The 23,459-nt window shown below is 32.3% G+C and carries 25 protein-coding genes; 24 read left to right on the top strand and 1 reads right to left on the bottom strand.

The annotated features are described in order from the left end of the window. Window positions 1–2: 2 nt before the first annotated feature. From O9267_RS07385 to O9267_RS07330, 12 genes are all read left to right on the top strand, one after another. Window positions 3–284, top strand: coding sequence for a hypothetical protein (locus O9267_RS07385; RefSeq protein WP_298177678.1), 282 nt, complete (start codon window positions 3–5; stop codon window positions 282–284). Window positions 285–309: 25 nt separating this feature from the next. After that, window positions 310–2,238, top strand: a complete 1,929-nt coding sequence (locus O9267_RS07380) for a sensor histidine kinase (RefSeq protein ID WP_298177676.1) — start codon at window positions 310–312, stop codon at window positions 2,236–2,238. A 1-nt stretch (window position 2,239) separates the two neighbouring features. Next, on the top strand, window positions 2,240–2,887 hold the full coding sequence (locus O9267_RS07375) for a response regulator transcription factor (RefSeq protein WP_298177675.1): 648 nt from the start codon (window positions 2,240–2,242) through the stop codon (window positions 2,885–2,887). A 99-nt stretch (window positions 2,888–2,986) separates the two neighbouring features. Then, window positions 2,987–3,682, top strand: a complete 696-nt coding sequence (locus O9267_RS07370; RefSeq protein WP_298177673.1) for a hypothetical protein — start codon at window positions 2,987–2,989, stop codon at window positions 3,680–3,682. Window positions 3,683–3,687: 5 nt separating this feature from the next. Continuing rightward, window positions 3,688–4,983 carry a hypothetical protein gene (locus tag O9267_RS07365; RefSeq protein ID WP_298177671.1) on the top strand — a complete coding sequence of 432 codons (1,296 nt, stop codon included), beginning with the start codon at window positions 3,688–3,690 and terminating at the stop codon, window positions 4,981–4,983. A gap of 5 nt (window positions 4,984–4,988) precedes the next feature. After that, on the top strand, window positions 4,989–5,888 hold the full coding sequence (locus tag O9267_RS07360) for a hypothetical protein (protein ID WP_298177669.1): 900 nt from the start codon (window positions 4,989–4,991) through the stop codon (window positions 5,886–5,888). A 142-nt stretch (window positions 5,889–6,030) separates the two neighbouring features. Continuing rightward, a complete protein-coding gene (locus O9267_RS07355) occupies window positions 6,031–6,282 on the top strand; it encodes a hypothetical protein (protein ID WP_298177667.1) in 252 nt (83 codons plus the stop codon). Between the two features lie 9 nt (window positions 6,283–6,291). Continuing rightward, a complete protein-coding gene (locus tag O9267_RS07350; RefSeq protein ID WP_298177664.1) occupies window positions 6,292–8,208 on the top strand; it encodes a sensor histidine kinase in 1,917 nt (638 codons plus the stop codon). 2 nt (window positions 8,209–8,210) lie between these two features. Next, window positions 8,211–8,858, top strand: a complete 648-nt coding sequence (locus O9267_RS07345) for a response regulator transcription factor (protein ID WP_298177663.1) — start codon at window positions 8,211–8,213, stop codon at window positions 8,856–8,858. A 72-nt stretch (window positions 8,859–8,930) separates the two neighbouring features. Beyond that, window positions 8,931–9,911, top strand: coding sequence for a hypothetical protein (locus O9267_RS07340; protein WP_298177661.1), 981 nt, complete (start codon window positions 8,931–8,933; stop codon window positions 9,909–9,911). Between the two features lie 22 nt (window positions 9,912–9,933). Next, a complete protein-coding gene (locus O9267_RS07335; RefSeq protein WP_298177659.1) occupies window positions 9,934–11,589 on the top strand; it encodes a T9SS type A sorting domain-containing protein in 1,656 nt (551 codons plus the stop codon). A 6-nt stretch (window positions 11,590–11,595) separates the two neighbouring features. Further along, window positions 11,596–13,332 carry a hypothetical protein gene (locus O9267_RS07330; RefSeq protein ID WP_298177657.1) on the top strand — a complete coding sequence of 579 codons (1,737 nt, stop codon included), beginning with the start codon at window positions 11,596–11,598 and terminating at the stop codon, window positions 13,330–13,332. Window positions 13,333–13,404: 72 nt separating this feature from the next. On the opposite strand, the gene O9267_RS07325 is transcribed toward O9267_RS07330, so the two are convergent. Continuing rightward, window positions 13,405–13,713 carry a rhodanese-like domain-containing protein gene (locus tag O9267_RS07325; RefSeq protein WP_298177655.1) on the bottom strand — a complete coding sequence of 103 codons (309 nt, stop codon included), beginning with the start codon at window positions 13,711–13,713 and terminating at the stop codon, window positions 13,405–13,407. A gap of 140 nt (window positions 13,714–13,853) precedes the next feature. Between O9267_RS07325 and O9267_RS07320 the strand changes: the two genes are divergently transcribed. The 12 genes from O9267_RS07320 to pcaF all read left to right on the top strand — a co-directional run bounded on the left by O9267_RS07320 (window position 13,854) and on the right by pcaF (window position 23,383). Beyond that, window positions 13,854–14,423 (top strand): TetR/AcrR family transcriptional regulator, encoded by a 570-nt coding sequence (locus tag O9267_RS07320; RefSeq protein ID WP_298177653.1) that lies wholly within the window; start codon window positions 13,854–13,856, stop codon window positions 14,421–14,423. Window positions 14,424–14,574: 151 nt separating this feature from the next. Continuing rightward, the gene (gene paaE / locus O9267_RS07315) at window positions 14,575–15,648 is read left to right on the top strand and encodes a 1,2-phenylacetyl-CoA epoxidase subunit PaaE (RefSeq protein WP_298177651.1); all 1,074 of its coding nucleotides are present in this window, start codon (window positions 14,575–14,577) and stop codon (window positions 15,646–15,648) included. 256 nt (window positions 15,649–15,904) lie between these two features. Then, window positions 15,905–16,861: a 1,2-phenylacetyl-CoA epoxidase subunit PaaA gene (gene paaA, locus O9267_RS07310; protein ID WP_298177648.1), complete on the top strand. Its 957-nt coding sequence runs from the start codon at window positions 15,905–15,907 to the stop codon at window positions 16,859–16,861. A gap of 77 nt (window positions 16,862–16,938) precedes the next feature. Then, on the top strand, window positions 16,939–17,220 hold the full coding sequence (gene paaB, locus O9267_RS07305) for a 1,2-phenylacetyl-CoA epoxidase subunit PaaB (RefSeq protein ID WP_298177646.1): 282 nt from the start codon (window positions 16,939–16,941) through the stop codon (window positions 17,218–17,220). Window positions 17,221–17,311: 91 nt separating this feature from the next. After that, a complete protein-coding gene (paaC, locus tag O9267_RS07300) occupies window positions 17,312–18,064 on the top strand; it encodes a 1,2-phenylacetyl-CoA epoxidase subunit PaaC (RefSeq protein ID WP_298177643.1) in 753 nt (250 codons plus the stop codon). 59 nt (window positions 18,065–18,123) lie between these two features. Further along, window positions 18,124–18,624: a 1,2-phenylacetyl-CoA epoxidase subunit PaaD gene (paaD, locus tag O9267_RS07295; protein WP_298177642.1), complete on the top strand. Its 501-nt coding sequence runs from the start codon at window positions 18,124–18,126 to the stop codon at window positions 18,622–18,624. A 96-nt stretch (window positions 18,625–18,720) separates the two neighbouring features. Beyond that, window positions 18,721–19,506: an enoyl-CoA hydratase-related protein gene (locus tag O9267_RS07290; protein WP_298177640.1), complete on the top strand. Its 786-nt coding sequence runs from the start codon at window positions 18,721–18,723 to the stop codon at window positions 19,504–19,506. Window positions 19,507–19,534: 28 nt separating this feature from the next. Continuing rightward, entirely contained in the window at window positions 19,535–20,689 is a 1,155-nt protein-coding gene (locus O9267_RS07285) for a 3-hydroxyacyl-CoA dehydrogenase NAD-binding domain-containing protein (RefSeq protein WP_298177636.1), read from the top strand. A gap of 35 nt (window positions 20,690–20,724) precedes the next feature. Further along, window positions 20,725–21,102 carry a four helix bundle protein gene (locus tag O9267_RS07280; protein ID WP_298177634.1) on the top strand — a complete coding sequence of 126 codons (378 nt, stop codon included), beginning with the start codon at window positions 20,725–20,727 and terminating at the stop codon, window positions 21,100–21,102. A 46-nt stretch (window positions 21,103–21,148) separates the two neighbouring features. Beyond that, window positions 21,149–21,529 (top strand): hotdog fold thioesterase, encoded by a 381-nt coding sequence (locus O9267_RS07275; RefSeq protein ID WP_298177632.1) that lies wholly within the window; start codon window positions 21,149–21,151, stop codon window positions 21,527–21,529. A 139-nt stretch (window positions 21,530–21,668) separates the two neighbouring features. Then, window positions 21,669–22,118: a hypothetical protein gene (locus O9267_RS07270; RefSeq protein ID WP_298177630.1), complete on the top strand. Its 450-nt coding sequence runs from the start codon at window positions 21,669–21,671 to the stop codon at window positions 22,116–22,118. A 56-nt stretch (window positions 22,119–22,174) separates the two neighbouring features. Then, the gene (pcaF, locus tag O9267_RS07265; protein ID WP_298177628.1) at window positions 22,175–23,383 is read left to right on the top strand and encodes a 3-oxoadipyl-CoA thiolase; all 1,209 of its coding nucleotides are present in this window, start codon (window positions 22,175–22,177) and stop codon (window positions 23,381–23,383) included. Window positions 23,384–23,459: the final 76 nt, after the last annotated feature.

Genomic DNA, 23,459 nt, shown 5'->3' with positions numbered 1-23,459 from the left:
TTATGGAATATATACTTTTACTTTTTATAGTTGTTTTGTTATTAATGGTTGGATTTCTTTCGTTTCAAAATTATAAAATGAAAGAAGAACACAAAAGCAGTATGGAAAAATTAGAAACACTTTTGGCTACTTTAAATCATAAACAATTGTATCTTAATGATAAGGTTTCTATTTCTTCCGATTATAATTCTAATCAAAAGGTTAAAGTAAAAAAACTATCGGAAGAGATTGTCAATTTACAAAAAATTTTACTTGAGATTATTTCAATTAAAAATAATGCTTAATTTTATAGTTATTTATCACTTTGTTATGAAGAGAATTCTAGGTTACCTTTTGCTTGTTTTTTCAACTTTTGCTCATTCACAAGATGTTCAAAAGCACATACAAAAACTAAAAAACGAGTTGAAAGCTAATTCAAATATCCATAGAAAAACATTACTATACAACGATTTAACTTGGGATTATATTGATGTTTCTCTAGATTCAGCACTCGTTTATGGTACTAAAGCATTAGAATTTGCCAAAAAAACGTCCGATTTTAAATTGATTTCACAAAGCTATTCTAATCTAGGAGCTGTTTATTTGAGAAAAGAGAATTTCAAAAAATCGGAGGAAGCATACAAAAAAGTAATCCAAATTAGAACAGCCAATAAAGATTATGAAGGTGTTGCCAAGGCCAAAATAAATATTGGAAACATTTATGCAAGCAAGCAAGAATATGTTCCAGCAACCAATTATTTTATTGAGGCAATTCAATTTTTTGAAGGAAGAAACGATACAATTGTATCAATGACCAAAGGAAATTTAGGATTGATTTTCTTTGAAATGAAGAACTTTCCCAAGGCAATAAAATATCTAAAAGAATCTACCTTTTTTTTAGAAAAAAACAATTTGCAACAAGGTTTGTGTCACACCTATCTATCTTTAGGTGATGTTTATTTAGAAAAAACAGATACTATTCAAGCCTTGAATAGCTATAAGATTAGCCTGTCTAATTGCAAATCTTGTAAGGATAATTTAGGAATTTCTACCTTGAGTCAACGAATTGGTTCCATTCATATGGCAAAAGGCAATTCTAAAAATGCAAAAAAGTATTATCAAGTTTCTGAAAATCTATTGAAAGAACTCAATTCCGAAATTGAGCAAACTAACTTGCTTTTGGCTAAATCTGATCAATTTAGTAAAGAAAAAAAATATAGTGATGCGTATCAGATTTTGTTGAAAATAAAGAACATTCACAAGGTTTATGATTCCGATAGATATTTGCTTGAAACCTACAAGAAACTGACTAACGTTTGTATAAATCTCAATTGGAAAGATAGTAGTCTTTATTATTTTGATGAATATGCTTCTTTGAAAGATAAAAAACTAAAATCATCTATTTTAGAACAAACTTCTGAATTGGAAACTAAGTATCAAACTGCAAAAAAAGAAAAACTATTAATTGAAAAAGAAGCCGAAAACAAAAGAAAAAACACATGGATTTTAATTATTTCTCTATTAACAATTTTCACAAGTTTGGTTGGGTTTTTAATTTACCGTCAACAAAAACTAAAAAACAAACAACAAGAGCAAGAGTTTGAACTGAAATCGGCTATTGCTCAAATTGAAACTCAAAATAAATTGCACGAACAACGCCTTTCTATTTCAAGAGATTTGCATGATAATATTGGAGCACAATTAACTTTTATTATTTCATCAGTTGATAATTTGAAATTTGCCAATAAAATTGCCGATAATAAAATTTCGAATCAATTAACCAAAATTAGCGATTTTACCAAGTCAACAATAATTGAACTTCGTGACACCATTTGGGCAATGAACACTAGTGAATTCTCATTCGAAGATTTGCGTTCCAGAATCTTCAATTTTATTGAAAAAGCAAAATCTGCCAAAGAAAATATCGAATTCAAGTTTACTATTGATGATAAATTGAAAGATATTAAACTATCCTCTTTGATTGGAATCAATCTTTACAGAACCATTCAAGAGGCAGTAAATAATTCGGTAAAATATTCCGATGGAAAGGAAATTGCTGTAAAAGTTTCAGATGTCAATAATCAAATCAAAATCGAGATTAATGACAATGGAAAAGGATTTGATTTAGAAACAACAGATTTTGGGAATGGTCTTCACAATATGAAAAAACGTATTGAAGAAGTGAATGGAGAATATGAAATTCAATCCAATCCAAATCAAGGAACAACCATAACTGTTTTATTACCTAAAAATAAGTAAGATGATAAAAGTTGCCATAGTCGATGATAATACCTTTTTGCAAAAAGCTATTCAAGACAAATTAGACTTTTTTGAGGATATTGAAATTAAATTCAAAGCTATAAATGGCGAAGAATTGATTTCAAAATTAGAAAAAAATCACAATCTCGATTTGATTTTAATGGACATCGAAATGCCCAAAATGAACGGCATCGAAGCAACAGAAATCGTCAAAAACAAATTTCCTCAAATAAAAATCATAATGCTGACCGTTTTTGATAATGATGAAAATATTTTTAAGTCAATAAAAGCTGGTGCTGATGGTTATTTTTTAAAAGAAGTTAATCCGCAAGAATTATACAACGGTATTCAAGAAACATTATCTGGTGGTGCAGCAATGACGCCTTCAATAGCATTAAAAACACTCAAATTATTACGAGAACCATTGGTTTTTGATGATTCAATTCCTAAAGAAGAAATCAGTCTCACAACAAGAGAAATAGAAGTTTTAGAACAATTAAGCAAAGGTTTAAAATACAATGCTATTGCAGAGAATTTGTTTCTATCACCTGGAACTATTCGCAAACACGTGGAAAATATCTATACCAAACTTCAGGTTCATAATAAGCTAGAAGCTATTCAAAAGGCTAAAAACAACAAATTGATTTAATCAAAATACGAATTTCTTCGTATTTCTTTACATACTTCATCAGCATAATTTTACTTCATAATTAAAAACAAAAATGTTTAACTAATTCTGAAGATTATTATGAAAAAATCACTTTTAATTTCAATGCTTTTTTTGGCATTTACTTTTCAAAACACATCGGCTCAATTTGCTGTAAAATTTAATTCGGGAATGTCTTTTTCAAAACCTGGAGATGATTTGGGAGCAGCAGCTGTAAAAGGCAAAGCATTACAACTATTTGCTGAAGGCGAATTGTCATATCATCAAAATTTTTCTAAAAACACAAAATTTGGTGTTAGAGGTGCAGTCGTTTTGGGTCAAGATTATGCTAATTTTTTGTCAAATGACAGACTTGTTGAAATGAAAACTTCGGTCACAAGTTATAAGGCAAGAATTTACCCAATCTCGTTTAGCGGAAGAAACGAAGATGGTCTTGAAAAAGCGCTTCCAAATATTAATAATGCTTTTATTGAGTACATAACTTGGATAGGTGTTTATTCTGTTTTCAATAGTTTGCACTTTGATTATGGTTCGAGTTCTGCAACTATCTTAGAAACACCTTATGTTGATACTTATAATTTTCCCGATAGAACTACAAAAAGAAACATGAAATATGTTGGTTGGGGTGTTCAACCAATAATTTTTCAGTCAGATTCTAACAAATGGATTTGCAACGCTGTTTTCGATTTTGGAAAATATTCATGGAAAAATGCTGGCGGCGGAACATCTTCTTTCAAAAGTAATCATCTAGGTTGGGGTGTTCAATATATATTTTAATAAAAATGAAAAAAATACTTTACAACCTAGTAATAGTCTTTTCTTTGACTTTAAATTCTTGTTCTTCTTCAGATGAAGAAACGAGCAATAATAGCACAAGCACAATCGCTCAAGAAATTGATCCAGCTAAAACTTTTTATGCCAATAATGGTACAACTTTCAAGTATAGATTGTATAGAGATGCTCCAATTGAAGGAAATAACGATAATTTCAATAATCATTCAGCAGAAATTTATAAGATAATTGATGATAATGGTATATTTTCTGTTTTTGCTGGATATTCACTACCAGCAATTGGGCTGGCAGGTTATGGTGCTGTTTTGAATTGTCAAGGAGATTACAATAAAGAATCGACTACCAATAATGTATTTTTACAATCTACATCTGCCAACGATGATTTTGAAATAGACACCAATTATACCCGTTTGATTTCCTATAATTCCACCAGTGGCGCACACGGATCGTTCGGTTTTGTTGGAACTCGAATATATGTGCATAGTCCAAATTTTTTTTCAGGAGCTATTTCAGCTAGTTCCAATCAAGGATATATGCACACGATAAATCACGCCAATTTCATGTTGAGTATGGGATATAATTCTGATGGTGGTTTACCGAGACTTTATCGATATAACCCAACTAATTTTTCTTGGTTAAGCTATCCAGTTCCCGGAATTGAAGTTGTACCAGGTAGCGGCACTAATATTCCATTGACTAATGATTCTTCAAAAGTTGGTAATGCCGACAAAGTTTTTTGGGCTTGGTTGAGTTACACTTCAAATCTTTCTAACGGAAAAATCAATATTATTAGCTACGACGGAAGCACTTTTAGTAATGTCACCAGTTTAGATGGAATTGGTAGTATTGGTTCAGGATGGGCTTCTGTAAACACTATTACATTACACAAAAACCCGAATAATCTAAATAATCCATATATGGTAGTAAGACGCTACAATTCTGATATTTTAGATATTTATAAATTCAATGGAACCACCATAGAGGTGGTAAAAATAGGTGTTAGTATACCAACGTCAATTCCAATTACATCAGGATCAATAAGAACTTTTAAAGAATTAAAGTTCACTGGAGATAATGTTTACTTAATTTGGGGATTTGATAAAAACTTGTACAAATTATCAGGTTCAACTTTTGTTGTTGACAGACCTAATTTAACACTTTCTGGAGAAAAAATTTCTGCAATAGAAGGATCTCCAAACGGATTGTTAGTTTCAATTGTCAAGGCTATAAACACCAAACCTCAACCCAAAACAGTTTCCGATGTAATATTAATTCCTAATAACTAATAATTATGAAAAAATTACTTTTAATAGCATTATTAATTACAGTTGTAAGCAATGCACAAATAGAAAAATACAAAGTATCTGACTATTCACTTTCTAATGATGTCAAGAACTACAATACTTTTACTTATAAATATGATGTTGAATTAGGTAAATATAAAACGGTTGAAAAACACATTTTAATTTTTGAAAACGGTTTGCTAAAAATTGATTATATTTTAGATAATTATTTAGGACGTTTTTCTCAAGTCAAATCCTACGAATATAACGATAAGAAGCAATTGATTTCCATAAAGAAAGCCGAAGACTATGAAAAGCCTCAATATTATCTTTTCAAAGAGTTTTTTTATGATAAAAACAATCTTTTAAAAGAAGTAACATATTCTGGAAATGATAAGTCGTATAAAGAGTTTACTTATGACAAAACAGATAAAGTAATCAAAACCAAAACTTTTCAAAATGAAAATGTTCTCATAGAACAATCAGATTACAAATACACTTCTCCAACCAATTATTCAATAGTGTCAATTGGATACTCTAATGGTAAAGAAGCTTCACAAATTATTGAGAAGTTTGAAAACAATCTTTTAATTTCAAAAGATATATCAGATTCATTAGGCAAAATAACCTATCAATATAAATATGATTCCAAAGCAAATAGAATTCTTTTAGACGATGGTTTAGATGAATATGAAACTAATTATGTTTACGGGAAAACCGGAGCAATCTTAAATTGTCGCGCTGTAGAATATGATGATTTTGAAGATTCACTGACCAACTTTTTCGAATTTTCAGAAGTCGTTAATAAAGATGGAAGCAAAGAAGGAAGCAAAATTTTTGATAAAGAATACGTGAAATCGTTTAATGTAAGCGTACTTTCCTATGATTTTGTGGATGATTTAAAGTAAAAGAAATTTTAAATTTCACTAAACGGCTTTTGAGAGAAAGCCGTTTTTTTATTCATAAAAATTTTTAAGAATAAGCCGAATTCCTTATTGAATTGTAGTTTCCATTTTCAATAGATTTGTTGAACGCCTAAAAAATGTAAAAATGGAAAAAATGATTGTTGTTTTTATTTTGCTAATTATTTGCTTATTATTGTATTACAAATCAATTAGTCTAAAAAAGAAATATTTTTTGGAAGCCAATAAATTTAAAAGTGAAATAGAAATTCTAAAAGTGAAAATTTTGGTTTTAGAGAAAAAATTTGATTTAGATTCTGTAGATAAGTTAGAAATTAATGAACTCTCAAGTCAAGTTTTGGAGTTGCATAAATATTTAATTGATAAACATTTAAAATAATTGAAATTTATGAGGAAGATATTATTGTTGATTATTATACCAATTTTTTGTTTCTCTCAAAATAACAATGAAATTGACAGTCTAAAAGTTATTGCTGAATCAACAAAAAATGATTCTGTTAAAGTTTCAGTTTTAAATAAAATTGCTTTTAGTTATATTTTTAATGATGAGAAAAGAGCAAAAGAATTTTTAAGAAAATCAGAAAAAATTGCGTTATCTAAAAAAATACTTTATGGGCAAAATGAAATATTAAATATTAAGGGTATTTTTCATGATATTTCAGGAAATTCAGATTCTGCAAATTATTATTTTCAAAAATCGTTAGTTTTTAGCAAAAGACATAACTTCAAAGTTATGGAAGCTCGTTCTGTTAACAATTTAGGAATGTATAATTGGAACAAAGGGAATTGGAATGAGGCATTAAGTTATTTTTTTGCAGCTTTAAAAATAAATGATAAGCTTCCAGTTGGTAAAAAAATAAACGAATCTATTTGTTATAATAATATTGGACTTATTTATCAAGAAATGAGACTTTTTGATAAAGCAATTAGTTTTCATAACAAAGCATACGTTATTCGATTAAAAGATAATCTTTATAAAGACCAAGCAATATCGTTAAACAATATTGGTATTTGTTACAGAAATAAGAATGATTATAAAAATGCAATTTTAATTTTTAATAAAGGTATTGATGTTGCAAAAAAATCAAACAATTTAATTGAATATTCTAAAATAACTGAGAATTTAGGAAGCGTTTATTTAGATTTAGAAAATTATCAGAAGGCACTTTTATTAAATTTAGAAGCAAAAAAAATAAGAGAAAAGAATGCCACATCTCCGAAAGAAGAAATTCTATTAAATACATATATTTCTTTATGTTATAATAAATTGAAAAATTACCAATTGTCGCTTAAATATTGTGATAATGCCTTAAAAATATTGAATGAAAATAAAGATTTAAAAACTTTTGCTCCAGATTTATATAAAGTAGCTGCTTCAACCAACTTTGCTCTAAATAATATTCAGAAAGGTGATGAATATATTACGTTATACTATAATTTATTAAATGAAAATTTTTCTATTGAAAATTCTAAACATGTTGCTGAGCTCGAAACCAAATACCTTACCGAAAAAAAAGAAAAACAAATTCTAAAGCAACAAGCTGAAGCCAAACAAAAAAATATTTGGTTATTACTTATTTCAAGTATTGCAATAATAGGCTTGCTTCTTTTTAGGAATCAAGTTTTGAAAACGAAACAACAAAAAAATCAAGCCAAACTTGAGAAAGAATTGCTACAAGAACAATCCAATTATAAAATTCAAGAACAAAGATTAGATATTTCAAGAGAATTGCATGACAATGTGGGTTCGCAATTAACATTTATTATATCAATTTTAGATAATTTGAAAAATGCACCAGTAAAATTTGATGAAAATAGTAGTAAAAAAATTGAAAGTGTTTCAAATTTTGCTAATAAATCTATAACAGAATTACGCGATACTATTTGGGTTTTAAATTCTAAAAGTCTTGATTTGGAAGAATTGAAAAACAAAATGCTAAACTATATAAAAGACGCAAGTGAATCGGTTGAGAATACAAAATTCGATTTTAATTTTGATGTAAAAAACAACATCCAATTGTCGTCAAAACAAGCCATAAATATTTTTAGAGTTTTGCAAGAAATTGTTAATAATGCACTAAAACACGCAAATTCAAGTCAGATTTCAGTAATTATTACTCAAAATCAAAACAATTTGGAAATGGAAATTCAAGATAATGGTATTGGATTTAACTTTGATGAAAAAAAGAAAAAATCGTTCGGTTTAACCAATATTCAAAATAGAGTTCGGGAAATAAATGGAATGCTAAAAGTTCATTCCCAACAAGATAAAGGAACTAATTATTTGATTACTATTACGCTGTAAATATGAAGAAACTACTATTAGTTGATGATAATTTTTTTCTGCAAAAAGCAATCGAAGAAAAACTTTCTGTTTTTACAGATTTACTCATTAAAGAAACCGCTTCCAATGGACAAGAGGCAATAGACGTTTTAGAAAAAAATCATATTTTCGATTTGATATTAATGGATATCGAAATGCCTATTATGAATGGTATTCAGGCAACTGAAATTATAAAAAATAAGTATCCACAAATTAAAATTTTAATACTAACTGTTTTTGAAAATGATGAAAATATTTTTAATGCTATAAAAGCAGGAGCAGACGGCTATTTATTAAAAGATGCTAAAGCTGAAAAAGTTTACCAATCTATAAATGAAATTCTCGATGGCGGTGCAGCTATGTCGCCATCTATAGCGCTCAAAGCAATGAAACTATTGAATAATCCAATGGCTATTGAAAATCCAAAAGATAAAGAAACCGTTTTGTTATCTGCTCGCGAATTGCAAGTTTTAGAACAATTATCTAAAGGTTTAAAGAATCAAGCTATTGCAGATAATTTGTTTTTGTCATTCTCAACGGTTAAAAAGCATATCGAGAATATTTATACCAAACTTCAAGCTCACAATCGAATTGAGGCATTACAAAAAGCCAAACAAAACAAGCTCTTGTAATATAAGCCGTTCGGCTAATTGATTGACTTTTACCTATTTCTAATCTTTGTATTGAACTTTAAATCAAAGATTATGAAAACAAAAGCACTTTTTAAAACCTTATTATTTATTGGTATTGTATTTACGATTTTTTCTTGTTCATCAACCGATGAGGAATCGTTAACGCCCAACAATAACAATCCAATTAATGCAGCCGAATTAAAATTGTTTGTTATTGATTCTGCCAAAATCAATACCATTTCACCATTAGGAGCAAGTGAGACCACTATTCTAAATAGAAAAGTAAACTCTAGTAGCTACATCAAACAACTTTCCATTGGACCAAATGCCGAAAAAATTGCCTATATCGATTCGCAAAATGCAGGTAGTCCTTCTTTTACAATTACAAATTCGTTACGAATTGTATATGCAAATGGGAGCAACGATACCGAATTGTTTTCTACAACAGATTATCAAATTATTGCGATTAAATATTGTACAGATGGTAAAATTCATTTTGCTAAAAGACACAACACAACCAATGCAGTAAAGTTTGGAACTATCAATGCTGACGGAACAGGATTACAAGAAGCAACTGGCTATTATGGTAGTATTGTAGACATTACAAATGACAGAAAATATATTCTGTTAGATGCCAATACATTAAGCGCTACACCAAATGTGCAGATTATAGATTTAAGCCTTGATGGTGGTGCTGGCGGACCTTATCATACTGAAAATTTTGCTGGAGTTGACCCATATCAAATAAGAGATGGAAATTTTACGCAAGATGGAAAGTATGCTGTTATCCCTTTTAAAGACGGTTCAGATATAAAAATCAGAATTATAGATATGACTACCAAAACTGCTATTACCAAAGTTATTGTTACTGGAATTACCGGTTGGGCAAGTTTAGATGTAGAATTGGCTAGCGATAGTAACAGAGGAGTTCTAACTATAATGGGTGAAAACTTTACTCCAAAAACCAAAACCTATTTATTCAAATTAAATGATACTGTGATTACTAATTTTTTAAATAATGATGACACTGTATCAAATGTTTATCCGTATTAGTAACTTAAAAAAAAGTAATGTTATGAAAAAGATATTTGCAATAGTGTTTTTATTATTAGTTACAATTCTAGAAGCTCAAACTGCAACAGTTATAAAAAATGTAACATCATCATTAAAACCAACAGGAAATTCAAACAAGGCCGATTTAAATTATGCAAAATGGAACGGAAAAGTATTTTATTCGGGCACTGGGAGCAATATTTTATGTGTTACAGATGGGACATCGGCTGGAACTATGGGGATTTCTAGTTTGGGTGGAAGTACAAATATTTCAAATATAATTCCAGCACAAGATTTTGTTTATGTAATTACAAGCGATATTACTTTTTCACCTAGTATTGCTTCTATTGATAAAATTTGGAAATCTGATGGAACAACTGCAGGAACCTCTTTAGTATATGAATTTCAAGCTGCGTCTGGATTTTCTAATGCAGGAGTTTATTATAGTGTTTCTGGACACAAAAAAAATTATTCTGTAGATGGAAATATACTTTTCTTTTCTGCATATGATAGTGTTAACGGAAAAGAAATATGGAAAACAAATGGTACTACAGCAGGGACTACCATGATAAAAGATGTGAAGTCTGGCACAGGAAGTAGTCAAGCATCGGGTTTTTGTAAAATTCAAAGCTCTATATTGTTTATTGCTCAAAGTGTAGGATTTGAAAGCAAGCTTTGGAAAACAGATGGAACAATTGAAGGAACAGAACAAATTCCTGTTGCAGAACCTTTTTACATAGTAAATCAAGATATGGCAAAGTTAGGTAATAAAGTAATTTTCTTTGCTCATAATACAGTTGATGGTTACGAGCCTTATGTGAGTGATGGAACAGCAGCTGGAACTTTTATGCTCAAAAATATAAATCCAAATGGAAATTCATTGACAACCCAAGCAATGGGATTGCATTTGAAAATGAATGGTCAATATTGCTTTTTTATAGCCAATAACGGGATTAATACATCATTATGGAGGACAGATGGAACAGCAGATGGAACAATAGAAGTGATTCCAAATGTGACAAATGGTATTAGTGATGCAGGATATTCTGCAACCGATATAGATAATATTTGGTTTATTAATTATCAAGGAACTAATGCTTCACAGCAATTATACAAATCTAACGGAACAGTTTCAGGTAGTTTACAAGTGCATTCTAATTTAAGTTATGCTCAAAATTTATCAACTTTCAATGGAGCATTATGGTTTCAAGCTAGAGATATTGGTTCTAATGCAAATGCCGAAGTATGGAAAAGTAATGGTTTGACATCTAATACACAATTAGAAATTGATGTTGATCCATTGGTTGTAATGGGAATAAAATTAAGTAGTGATCCTTTTGGTTTTTTTGAGCTTAACAACAAACTCTATTTCTGGGGTAAAGGTTCAAGTGGAAATGAAGATAACTTATATCAGTATGAAAGCTCGTTGAGTATTGATCAGAAAAGTTTCGATAACGAAATATTATTATTTCCTAATCCATCCAAAGGCGAATTTACTATTGAAACTAGCATTGAAATGGTGGGAGCAAATGTTAAAATTTATTCAATCATTGGTCAAAAAGTTAAAGAGTTCAAACTTGATTCTTTTGTATCAAAAAACAATTTAGACAAAGGAACTTATTTTATTGAAATTGAAAAAAACGGAAATAAAACAACACAAAAATTAATCGTAAATTAAACGAAAATGAAATCTAAAATAATTTTAATTCTAGTCTTATTTTTTTCAATAAATAGTTCACAAGGACAGTTTTTGAAAAAAATAACAGGTAAAAAAGAGACCGATTCAACTAAAGTTGAAAAAAATGAAAAAAAAGCGGGAGGTGGCTTTTTTCAAAAAGTTGTAGCAAAAGCAACCAAAGCTATAGGCAATGTAGCTGGCGGAACAATAGGTGCTGTAAGCACAATTGATAATCTGAACGATGTAGATGTAGTGGCTTCTATCGGAACTAATATTTATTCAAAAGATTTAGGACTTGTAGTGAATGATTTTCTTGGAGATGAATGGATAAATAATGGAGATTTTTCGATGATAATGCTTACTTCAAAAAATGATTTCAAGTTTCATAAGTATGCTGGAACAATAAAAGTAAACGGAAAAGAAATAAAACATGCTTCATACGGAGTTCATACTATTTGTGAAAATCCAAATTCTGGACCAAAAAAAATAGTTTTTGAAAAGAATGGTATCATCGAAGGATCGTTTGAAGTTCCATTGCCAAAAAACAATATCAAGTTGCTGTCAGTCAATGGTCAAAAAGCAAATGCTAATATTGATATTACCAAAGATGTGACTTTAGAGTTGTCAAATTTTTCTACTCAAAAAGATGCATTGGTTAGGGTTGATATTGTTGCCACAATGATTGGATTGCGTAGTTTATATCTGGTCGCTTATGTAAAACCTGCTGCCCAAGTTGTTATTCCATTTCAAGCATTTAGAAACATTGAAACGAGTAACAAAGGTTTTAATTTCAAAAACGCTTATATTGCTATTGCTGAACAAAGTTTAGTTAAAACAACCAACAATTCTGGCTTTTTTAAAGAACCAATCGATGCATTAACTGGATCAAACGATGGAATGTGGGTAAATGTAACCAACAAAGGAGAGCAGTTTTATGGATATAAATTAGAATCAGAAGCAAATGGTGTGAAAGTAATTACGGAAAAAGGAAATGCTGCTTTTTCTATGCCAATTAATTTAGCAAAAAAAATAGCAGTTGCTACAATGAGTATTCAAGGAACTACTTATTCTCAAGGTTCTAAAACGGATAGGTTGCAAAATACAATTACCGAAACAACTATTCAATTTCCACAAATTCCAGATGTTTGGCAAGATGAGGTATTGTCAGAAATGTATAAAAAGTTTACCGCGACTGTTTCAGAAATTACAAACGGAACTATTTTGCCTGAAACAACTATTCCAACAGTTCCATCTTACGAAAATGTGCAACAATTCTTTTTAGAAGAAAAAAACAACAACGAAGCATTTTTGAAATCATACAAAGGATTAAATCCAATAATACCATTGAGTACAGCATCAATAAGGCTACAAGGTGAAAATGCTTTATTAAACGAATCAAAATCAGATGCGTTATTAAAAATAAAAATGAATATCGAATTAAGTGAGGAAAAAGGAAAAGTGTTTATGAACCCAACTTTATTGGTTGGACTAGACGGAGCTTCCAATGGCGGTTTTAGATCATCGGTAGGAAATACAAAGTATTTTAGTATCAAATTGTTAGGGTTGCCTATAAACGTTGAAAAAGTTTTTAAGAAAAAAGGCGAAGGTTTAACAAGAGAATTGTACTCTCAAATTGTTCAAATTGATAATTTTAATAGTGCTCTTAAAAAAGCTTTAACCGAACTAAAAGAAAAAGAAACCCAAAACAAAGATTATGAAATAATTTGGAATTTACAGAAATAAAAAAAACGGCTCTGAAATAACTTCATGAGCCGTTTTTACAAATAACCAATAACTATTTTTAAATCAATACAATTACAATTTACTTTCAAGACTTTGCCAGCCACCGCCATTCATACTGTCAATTCCGTTGCTTTTTAAAATTGAGTTTGCTTGCGCACTTCTCATTCCACTTCTACAACAAACGATAACAGGTTTTTCTAATCTTTTTATTTCATTAACTTTAGAAGAAATAGTATCCAACGGAATGTTTTTCGAACCTTTAATATGACCACTTTGAAATTCTCCAACGGTTCTCACGTCAATAATAACTGCTCCTTTGTCCATAAAATCTTTCACGCTTTCCGATTTCCCACCAAAACCCAACATGCTTAATAATCCCATATTTATATTTTTAAAATTTCTATAATTTTTTAAATCTGTGTTCCAAATGAATGGATTTCTGAAGCAAAATTAAAACTATCCAATCTATATTTCAGTAACAAAAGTTACCCAAGTCAAAAAAATCTTTATATTTGGTTCGTATGAAGATTACCGACCGCAAAACCGAAATTGTAAATGTATCCGCAAAACTTTTCAAAGAAAAAGGTTACAGCGCAGTAACCATGCGTGACATTGCTCAAGCTATGGACATCAAAGCCGCAAGTTTGTATAATCACATCAAGTCCAAACAAGAAATTCTAGTTTTAATCATCATTGAAATTGCCGAAGAATTTACTTCCGTAATCGATGAAATCCTTGCTTCGAACGTCACAACCATCCAAAAAATCGAACGAGTTATACAACTTCACATCGATATTACGCTCAGAAATTCAGATGCTTTAGCCTGCCTAAACAACGATTGGATGCACTTAACCGACGATGATTTAATATATTTCATCAAAATGCGAAACGACTACGAAGAAAGTTTCCGACAAATAATCAAAACCGGAATAGCCAACGGCGAAATAAAAAACCTAAACATCGAAGTTATAATTTTCTCAACGCTATCAACACTAAGAACACTTTATCTTTGGTACGGAAAGAAAAAAAACATCAAACCCGAAGTCCTAAAAGCAACTATGATTCAAGTTTTATTAAACGGAATTGTATAAAAAGACAAGAAAACTTTGCGTCTCTGCGTCTTTGCGAGAAATAGAAAAATACTTAAAGCAAAAAAAATATAACGTTTTCGTAACATATCAAAATTTTCACTAAATTTGCATAACAAACTAACAAGTGTTAGTTAAAAATTATTCAGTGGTTATGTCAAAATTTCACAACATAAAAATTGCCGATATTTACAAGGAAACCAAAGATTGTTCAGTACTTTCTTTCGAAATCCCACAAGAATTAAAGCAAGAATTTCAATACAAACCAGGACAACATCTTACGCTTAAAGCGATGATTGACGGCGAAGATGTCCGTCGTTCCTATTCATTATGTTCGTCTCCAATCGAAGATAAATGGAAAGTAGCCGTTAAAAAAATCAATGGCGGATTGTTTTCAACCTACGTAAACGAAACGCTAAAAAGTGGCGATGTCCTAGAAATAATGCCACCAAGCGGAAAGTTCAATGTAGAAATTGACACGCAAAAAGCCAAAAATTACATAGCATTCGCAGCAGGAAGCGGCATCACGCCAATTCTGTCTATCATAAAAACACATTTAAAATCAGAGCCAAACAGCACTTTTAAATTATTTTATTTAAATCGTTCCGTAAAATCCATTATCTTTAAAGAAGAAATTGAACAACTTAAAAACGTGTATTTCAATCGTTTCGAAATTTTTCATTTCCTAACCAAAGAACATCGAGCATCCGAATTGTTTAACGGAAGATTTACCAAAGAAAAAATTCAGGTTTTAACCGAAAAAATAATTGATATTCCAGCAACCGACGATTGTTTCATCTGCGGACCAGAAGATATGATTTTTCTGCTGCGCGACGAATTAAAAGCTGCCGGATTGGATCAAGATAAAATACATTACGAGTTGTTCACTTCTGGGATTACCGAAGAAGACAAAAAACGAATTCAAAGAATTGTAGAAAATAAAGTAAACGGAACCGACATCACCATCATCGACGGCGGAAAAGAATTCCATTTCGTGATGGACGAAGCTTACGATAACATTCTAGATGGCGCATTAGCAGCTGGAGCCGATTTACCATTTGCCTGCAAAGGCGGTGTATGCAGCACGTGCAAATGCAAAGTTTTAGAAGGCGAAGTCGAAATGAAAGTAAACTACGCGCTCGACGCACACGAAGTCGCAAAAGGATTGGTTTTAAGCTGTCAAGCCGTCCCAACAACCGACAAAGTAGTGGTTGATTTTGGGGTTTAGGAGCGAATGGTTTGGGCATTTTTGCAATCCATTTTCCTGCTTTCCTTCCAAAGTCCCGATAAAAATCGGGAGCTTTTCCCTCCAATCAGGGCTAAAAAGTAAACGAATTGAATAAAATTTAGAAATATAAAACAACAAAATCTTAATGAACCTTAATAACTTAATGGTTCAAAAGAAAAAAAAACAATAATCGTTCAAAGTTACTGCAAAGTAAAGTATTACGGCGACTGAACACTGAACACTAATTCAAAAAATTATGTCAGAAAAAGAAGTAAAAAATTTAGAAGAAATCTTCGATGCACGAATTGCAAGAGACGAAAAAATCGAACCCAAAGATTGGATGCCCGAAAAATACCGTCAAACACACATTCGTCAAATTTCCCAACACGCACATTCCGAAATCGTAGGAATGCTACCAGAAGGAAATTGGATAACACGTGCACCATCGTTAAAACGAAAAGTAGCGCTTTTGGCTAAAATCCAAGACGAAGCTGGTCACGGATTATACCTATATTCTGCTTGTGAAACTCTAGGTGTATCACGCGAAGAATTATACGAACAATTGCATTCTGGAAAAGCAAAATATTCTAGTATTTTCAATTATCCAACACTAACTTGGGCCGATATGGGCGCAATTGGTTGGCTAGTTGATGGCGCTGCTATTATAAATCAAGTGCCTTTATGTTCAACTTCTTTCGGACCATACGCAAGAGCAATGGTTCGTGTTTGCAAAGAAGAAAGTTTTCACCAACGTCAAGGTTTTCAAATAATGATGACCTTAGCAGAAGGAACTCCAGAACAAAAAGAAATGGCACAAGATGCATTGAACCGTTGGTGGTGGCCAGCGTTAATGATGCTCGGACCATTAGATGCCGAATCGGTTCACACCGAACAATCAATGAAATGGAAATTAAAACGTAAAAGCAACGACGATTTGCGTCAACAATTTGTAGACCAAACAGTTCCTCAAGCTAAAATGATTGGTCTAACCATTCCAGATCCAGATTTAAAATGGAACGAAGAAAAAAAATCCTACGATTTTGGCGAAATGAATTGGGACGAATTTTGGCAAGTTGTAAAAGGCCACGGACCATGTAATAAAGAACGTATCTCTGCAAGAGTTAACGCATGGGAAAAAGGAAAATGGGTTCGCGACGCTGCAATGGCTTACGCTGAAAAACAAGCAAACAAAGAAGTAAAACAAGCAATATAAATTAGGTGTTAGGTATTGGGTGGTAGGTCTTAGAAGTTTCCTACAACCTACAACCTACAACCTACAACCTTAACACTATGAAGAATTGGCCACTTTGGGAAGTATTTATAAGAAGTAAAAACGGATTAGAACACCGCCATTGCGGAAGTTTACACGCAAGCGATGCAACAATGGCATTAGAAAACGCACGTGATGTTTACACACGTAGAATGGAAGGAGTAAGTATTTGGGTTGTTCCATCAGCACAAATCACAGCTTCAAATCCAGACGACAGCGCCGAACTTTTCGATCCTGCAAAGGACAAAGCCTACCGTCATCCAACATTCTATGAATTGCCTGACGAGTTAAAACATATGTAATTAGGTGATAGGTATTAGGTTTTTGGTATTAGGAAAAAATGAATGTCCTACAACCTACAACCTACAACCTACAACCTATAACCTTTTCAAAATGAACAAAAATTTAATTCAATACATATACGGAATTGCAGATAATTCTCTAATTCTAGGACAACGTCTCGGTGAACTTTGCGGACATGGGCCAAGTCTAGAAACCGATATTGCAATGACCAATATTTCTCTAGATTTATTCGGTCAAGTTCGAAGCTATTACCAATACGCAGCCAAATTAATTGGAGGCGATGCCACAGAAGATACAATCGCTTTCTTGAGAAAAGAAAGAGAATATAAAAACGTTTTGTTGGTCGAACAGCCCAATCAAGATTTTGCCAATTCCATTGCTAGACAGTTTCTGTTCGATGTTTATCATTTATTAGTATTAGAAGAATTGCAAAATAGTAAAGATGAAACCTTATCAGCTATAGCCAAAAAAAGCATCAAAGAAGTTTCCTATCACACAAGATTTTCTTCCGATTGGATCAGAAGATTAGGCGACGGAACAGAGGAAAGTCATAACAGAATCCAAACCGCTATCAACGATTTATGGATTTTTACAGACGAACTTTTCCACCAAACTGATGCTGATAAAGCAATGGTAACTGAAGGAATTGGAGTAGATGTAACACTTTTAAAAGTAAATTACTTTAAAAAAGTAAACGAAATTTTAGAAGAAGCAACATTGCAAATTCCAACAATTGAATACTTCCAAAAAGGAGGAAAACAAGGAATTCACAGCGAACATATGGGATATCTTTTAGCACAAATGCAATATATGCAATTAGCTTATCCGAATATGAATTGGTAGAAAATAAATTATCATTGCGAACTTAGCGTAAAAACCTTGCGCTCTTTGCGGTTAAACAAATGACAGAACAACTAACACATATCGACCAAAATCTCTTCGAAATACTAGAAACAGTATCCGATCCAGAAATTCCAGTATTATCAATAATGGAAATGGGAGTAGTGCGTTCTGCCAAAATAAAAGATGGAATTGTTGAAGTTCAAATCACACCAACCTACAGCGGTTGCCCAGCAATGGATGTAATTGGAGATGATATAAAATTAGCATTCAAACAAAAAGGCTACGAAGCCAAAGTAGAACTAATCCTATCGCCAGCCTGGACAACCGATTGGATTACGCCAAAAGGCCGATTAGCATTAGAAAAATACGGAATTGCTTCACCATTATCTGAATCAGCGGATAAAGAAGCGCTTCTAGGAAATAAAAAAGTAGTAAAATGTCCGCAATGTGGTTCATTCAACACAAAATTAGTAAGTCAATTTGGTTCCACAGCGTGCAAAGCATTTTTCCAATGCGAAGATTGCCTAGAACCATTCGACTACTTTAAATGTTTAAAATAATAAGATTAACGATTGCTGAATGTTGATTTTTGATTTATGAAGTTTAAAAGTTCTAAAATCAAAAATCGTTATTCTTCAATCTTCAATAAATAAGGTATGAGCAATAATTCAATAGAACTAAAAATTGAAAACAATATCGCGTGGATTTCACTCAACAGACCCGAAGTTTTCAATAGTTTCAATCGTGAAATGGCGTTTCTGTTACAAGAAACTCTAGATAATTGTGCAAACGATACAAATATCCGTGCAATAGTAATCACCGGAAACGGAAAAGCATTTTGCGCAGGACAAGACCTAAAAGAAGTAACCGATCCAGAATTAAATCCGGGTTTCAGAAAAATATTGGAAGAACATTACAATCCAATCATCCAAAAAATCAGAAACATCGAAAAACCAATTATTGGTGCTGTAAATGGTGTTGCAGCTGGAGCTGGAGCAAACATTGCTTTAGCTTGTGATATAGTTGTAGCTTCTGAAAATGCATCGTTCATTCAAGCTTTTAGTAAAATTGGATTGATTCCGGACAGCGCAGGAACTTTCTTCTTGCCAAGATTAATTGGTTTCCAAAAAGCAACTGCTTTAATGATGTTAGGCGACAAGGTTTCATCAGTAGAAGCTTTAAATATGGGAATGATTTATAAAATTTTCCCTACCGGATTATTCGATGAAGAAGTAATGACTTTAGCAACCACTTTAGCTCAAATGCCAACAAAAGCAATCGGTTTAACCAAAAGATTATTAAATCAATCAATGACAAATAATCTAGAACAACAACTAGCTTTAGAATCAGATTTACAAATCGAAGCAAGTTCATCCAACGATTACAAAGAAGGAGTAACCGCATTCGTAGAAAAAAGAAAACCCGAATTCAAAGGAAATTAAAGTTCCGTAGGAACGAAATATAGGTAGCATGAAAATCGCAATAATAGGTTCAGGAACAATGGGAAGTGGCATCGCGCAAGTTGCCGCAACAGCAGGTTGTGAAGTAAAAATTTACGACACCAATCTCGATGCGCTTGCCAAAAGCAAATCCAATCTCGAAAATACGCTATCGAAATTAGTAGAAAAAGCAAAAATAGACGAGCACGAAAAATCCCGAATAGAAAACAACATTTCCTACGCACACACATTAGGAGAATTATCGCATTCCGATTTAGTCATTGAAGCCATAATTGAGAATATAGAAATCAAGCGAAAATTATTTTCTGAATTAGAAAATTACGTATCGCCCGAAACCATTTTAGCATCCAATACATCTTCATTATCAATAGCTTCCATTGCTGCTTCTTGCCAAAAACCAGAACGCGTCATTGGAATTCACTTTTTTAATCCAGCACCATTAATGCAATTAGTTGAGGTAATTCCAGCGGTTCAAACCAGCGAAGAAGTGCTTCAAAAATCAGTACAAATTATCTCCGATTGGAAAAAAGTAGTGGCAGTTGCCAAAGACACACCAGGATTTATAGTAAATCGTGTCGCAAGACCTTTTTACAGCGAAAGTTTACGAATTTACGATGAAGGTGTAGCCGATTTTGCAACAATCGATTGGGCTTTAAAAACCATCGGAGGATTCCGAATGGGACCATTCGAATTAATGGATATGATAGGTCACGATGTAAATTATATCGTAACCGAAACCGTATTCACAGCCTTTTATTTCGATCCAAAATTCAAACCATCATTCACGCAAAAACGCTTATTAGAAGCAGGATTTTTAGGAAGAAAATCAGGTCGCGGATTTTACAATTACAATCAAGAATTACCAAAACCAACAGAAGATTTGACATTAGCAAAAGCCATATTCGAAAGAGTAATAGTAATGCTAATCAACGAAGCAGCAGACACATTATTCTTAAACATAGCATCATCCAAAGACATCGATAACGCCATGACAAAAGGAGTAAATTATCCAAAAGGATTACTAGCATGGGCAGACGAACTCGGAATAAATTGGTGCGTAGAAAAACTAGACGAACTCTATAACGAATACCACGAAGACAGATACCGTTGCAGTCCAATTTTAAGAAGAATGGTTAGAGAAGGAAGTAGTTTTTTAAGGAAGTAGGTGTTAGGTAGTAGGTATTAGGAAAAGAATAAATTATGGAATCAAAATTTCATTTTACATTTGAAGATTTGTTAGTTTACCAAAAAGCAATGCAATTTGGTGAATTGATTAATATTCAAGCAAAAAGTTTCCCAAAAGAAGAAAGATATGAATTAACTTCACAATTTAAAAGAGCAAGTGATTCTATAGCTTTAAATATTGCAGAAGGTTCAGGAGGAACAGATAAACAGTTCTATAATTATCTTGGAAACGCTTGGCATAGTGCTCACGAATGTGTTTCATGTAGTTCAAAGGCCTATCTAAGAAATTATATTTCTGAAGAAACAAACGAATTAAATAGACAAGTTTTATCAGAAATCACAAAAATGATTAGCAGTTTAAGAAGTATAATCGGTAAACGAATAAATAGTTAGTATGTCAGACCTAAAACCTATCCCCAACCACCTAATACCTCATAAAATGTTAAGTCAAGACGCCTACAGCCAATGGCTCGGCATCGAAATTCTCGAATGCGAAATCGGTCGTTGCAAAGTCGCCATGACGGTTCGCAAAGAAATGCTCAACAGTATGTTCAAAGCCCACGGCGGAATCACCTATTCGTTGGCAGACACCGCTTTCGGATTCGCCGCCAACACACATGGTAAATTTGCCGTTTCCATCGAAACCTCAATAAATCACATCGAAGCCGTAAACGAAGGCGATTATCTAACCGCCGAATCAGTAATAGAAAAAGTAAATAATAAACTAGGATTCAATATAATAGAAGTAAAACGAGGCGAGGAATTAGTAGCGCTTTTCAAAGGCGTAGTTTATCGCACCCAAAAAGATTGGGAAGAATAGAATAGTCAGGAGCGAATGGCTTGGGCATTTTCAGTAATAGCAATTCCTGCTTTCCGTTCCAAGTCCCGAAAAAAAAATCGGGAGCTTTCCTCTCCAATCAGGGCTAAATAGTAAATGTATTGAATAGAAAATAGAATTTATGAAGAAACTAGTATTAATAGGATTTTTAATTTTTTGGATTAATGGTTTTAGTCAGAATTCATCAGAAAATTTAAAAAAAGATGTAGAAATACAAACTGAAATTGATAGTAATGTTTATGAAATTAAACAAGGAAATTCATATTATACTAAAGATGAAAAATCAGCTATACAAGCTAAATTGATTTCAATGTCTTTAAATAAAATGCAAGAGAATATGTTGAAAAATGCTCCAGATGTTGTGGATAAAGGAAATATTATCATCAATGGTATTAATATCTTGTTTGTTAAGAAAATTTCAGAAGATAAAGCAAATATGATTTTGATATATTGTAAAGAGAATGATGAAAACTCATCAATATCTTTTGTGAGTTTTTATCCATCGGAATCTGAAAATTATTACAAACCAATCATAGAGAAAGCATTCCTTTCTGCAAAAATTAAACAATAAATATAAGTTCAAAGTTGAGCAACCTACAACCTAGAACCCACAACCTAAAACCTAAAATGGAAACATACATCATAGACGGAGTAAGAACTCCAATCGGAAGTTACCAAGGAACACTAGCATCGGTTCGTCCAGATGATTTAGGAGCATTGGTAATCAAAACCGTAGTAGAAAATAATCCAAACATTCCAAAAGAAGCTTACGACGACGTAATCATAGGTTGCGCAAATCAAGCCGGAGAAGACAACCGTAATGTAGCTAGAATGTCTCTTTTATTAGCAGGATTGCCATACACAGTTCCAGGTGAAACTGTAAACCGACTTTGTAGTTCAGGATTATCTGCCATAATCCACGCCAATCGCGCAATCAAAGCAGGTGACGGACACATCTTCATAGCAGGCGGAATCGAAAATATGACTCGCGGACCATTAGTGGTTTCCAAACCATCATCAGCTTATGGAACCGATTCAAAAATGTACGACACTAGTTTCGGATGGCGTTTTATAAATCCAAAACTAAAAGCAATGTACGGCACAGATGCAATGGGTGAAACTGCCGAAAATCTAGTAGAAAAATACGATATCACTCGTGAAGACCAAGATGCATTTGCTTTAAATAGCCAACAAAAAGCAACCGCGGCACAAACTTCAGGAAGATTAGCCAAAGAAATAGTAACCGTTGAAATCCCACAACGAAAAGGCGATGCGATTCAATTTTCAAAAGACGAATTCATCAAACCAACCACATCAATGGAAGGTTTATCCAAATTACGTCCAGCCTTCAAAAAAGACGGAAGTGTAACCGCAGGAAACGCTTCAGGATTAAATGACGGAGCTTGCGCAACAATCATAGCGTCAGAAGAAGCAGTAAAAAAATACAATCTAAAACCATTAGCTCGAATAGTAAGTTCATCCGTAGTAGGAGTAGAACCAAGAATAATGGGAATTGGTCCAGTGGAAGCCACCAAAAAAGCACTAGAAAAAGCCAATTTAACATTAGATCAAATCGACATTATAGAATTAAACGAAGCCTTCGCAGCCCAAAGTATAGCGTGCATTCGTGAATTAGGATTAAAAGACAACGATCCAAGAATAAATCCAAATGGTGGCGCTATTGCAATTGGTCATCCACTAGGAGTAACAGGAGCAAGAATAGCTTATTCAGCCGCATTAGAATTACAACTAACAGGAAAACGATACGCATTAATCACAATGTGCATAGGCGTTGGTCAAGGCTACGCAGCAATTATCGAACGCGTAGCTGAATAGCCGTTGGCTTTAGCCAATGGAAAAAATGGAAAAAAATGAAAAAAAGATTTTTATTTTAATATAAAAGCTCCGTAGG

Origin of the sequence: Flavobacterium sp. (genome assembly GCF_027531705.1) — a bacterium.
GTDB lineage: Bacteria > Bacteroidota > Bacteroidia > Flavobacteriales > Flavobacteriaceae > Flavobacterium.
The sequence above is the reverse complement of the archived record's forward strand: the minus strand, read 5'-3'. Positions and strand labels throughout refer to the sequence as shown.

Bases quoted from the DNA above. Each gene is read 5' to 3' on its own strand.
- O9267_RS07385 (WP_298177678.1), top strand. From the start codon at position 3: ATGGAATATATACTTTTACTTTTTATAGTTGTTTTGTTATTAATGGTT.
- O9267_RS07380 (WP_298177676.1), top strand. From the start codon at position 310: ATGAAGAGAATTCTAGGTTACCTTTTGCTTGTTTTTTCAACTTTTGCT.
- O9267_RS07375 (WP_298177675.1), top strand. From the start codon at position 2,240: ATGATAAAAGTTGCCATAGTCGATGATAATACCTTTTTGCAAAAAGCT.
- O9267_RS07370 (WP_298177673.1), top strand. From the start codon at position 2,987: ATGAAAAAATCACTTTTAATTTCAATGCTTTTTTTGGCATTTACTTTT.
- O9267_RS07365 (WP_298177671.1), top strand. From the start codon at position 3,688: ATGAAAAAAATACTTTACAACCTAGTAATAGTCTTTTCTTTGACTTTA.
- O9267_RS07360 (WP_298177669.1), top strand. From the start codon at position 4,989: ATGAAAAAATTACTTTTAATAGCATTATTAATTACAGTTGTAAGCAAT.
- O9267_RS07355 (WP_298177667.1), top strand. From the start codon at position 6,031: ATGGAAAAAATGATTGTTGTTTTTATTTTGCTAATTATTTGCTTATTA.
- O9267_RS07350 (WP_298177664.1), top strand. From the start codon at position 6,292: ATGAGGAAGATATTATTGTTGATTATTATACCAATTTTTTGTTTCTCT.
- O9267_RS07345 (WP_298177663.1), top strand. From the start codon at position 8,211: ATGAAGAAACTACTATTAGTTGATGATAATTTTTTTCTGCAAAAAGCA.
- O9267_RS07340 (WP_298177661.1), top strand. From the start codon at position 8,931: ATGAAAACAAAAGCACTTTTTAAAACCTTATTATTTATTGGTATTGTA.
- O9267_RS07335 (WP_298177659.1), top strand. From the start codon at position 9,934: ATGAAAAAGATATTTGCAATAGTGTTTTTATTATTAGTTACAATTCTA.
- O9267_RS07330 (WP_298177657.1), top strand. From the start codon at position 11,596: ATGAAATCTAAAATAATTTTAATTCTAGTCTTATTTTTTTCAATAAAT.
- O9267_RS07325 (WP_298177655.1), bottom strand. From the start codon at position 13,713: ATGGGATTATTAAGCATGTTGGGTTTTGGTGGGAAATCGGAAAGCGTG.
- O9267_RS07320 (WP_298177653.1), top strand. From the start codon at position 13,854: ATGAAGATTACCGACCGCAAAACCGAAATTGTAAATGTATCCGCAAAA.
- paaE (WP_298177651.1), top strand. From the start codon at position 14,575: ATGTCAAAATTTCACAACATAAAAATTGCCGATATTTACAAGGAAACC.
- paaA (WP_298177648.1), top strand. From the start codon at position 15,905: ATGTCAGAAAAAGAAGTAAAAAATTTAGAAGAAATCTTCGATGCACGA.
- paaB (WP_298177646.1), top strand. From the start codon at position 16,939: ATGAAGAATTGGCCACTTTGGGAAGTATTTATAAGAAGTAAAAACGGA.
- paaC (WP_298177643.1), top strand. From the start codon at position 17,312: ATGAACAAAAATTTAATTCAATACATATACGGAATTGCAGATAATTCT.
- paaD (WP_298177642.1), top strand. From the start codon at position 18,124: ATGACAGAACAACTAACACATATCGACCAAAATCTCTTCGAAATACTA.
- O9267_RS07290 (WP_298177640.1), top strand. From the start codon at position 18,721: ATGAGCAATAATTCAATAGAACTAAAAATTGAAAACAATATCGCGTGG.
- O9267_RS07285 (WP_298177636.1), top strand. From the start codon at position 19,535: ATGAAAATCGCAATAATAGGTTCAGGAACAATGGGAAGTGGCATCGCG.
- O9267_RS07280 (WP_298177634.1), top strand. From the start codon at position 20,725: ATGGAATCAAAATTTCATTTTACATTTGAAGATTTGTTAGTTTACCAA.
- O9267_RS07275 (WP_298177632.1), top strand. From the start codon at position 21,149: ATGTTAAGTCAAGACGCCTACAGCCAATGGCTCGGCATCGAAATTCTC.
- O9267_RS07270 (WP_298177630.1), top strand. From the start codon at position 21,669: ATGAAGAAACTAGTATTAATAGGATTTTTAATTTTTTGGATTAATGGT.
- pcaF (WP_298177628.1), top strand. From the start codon at position 22,175: ATGGAAACATACATCATAGACGGAGTAAGAACTCCAATCGGAAGTTAC.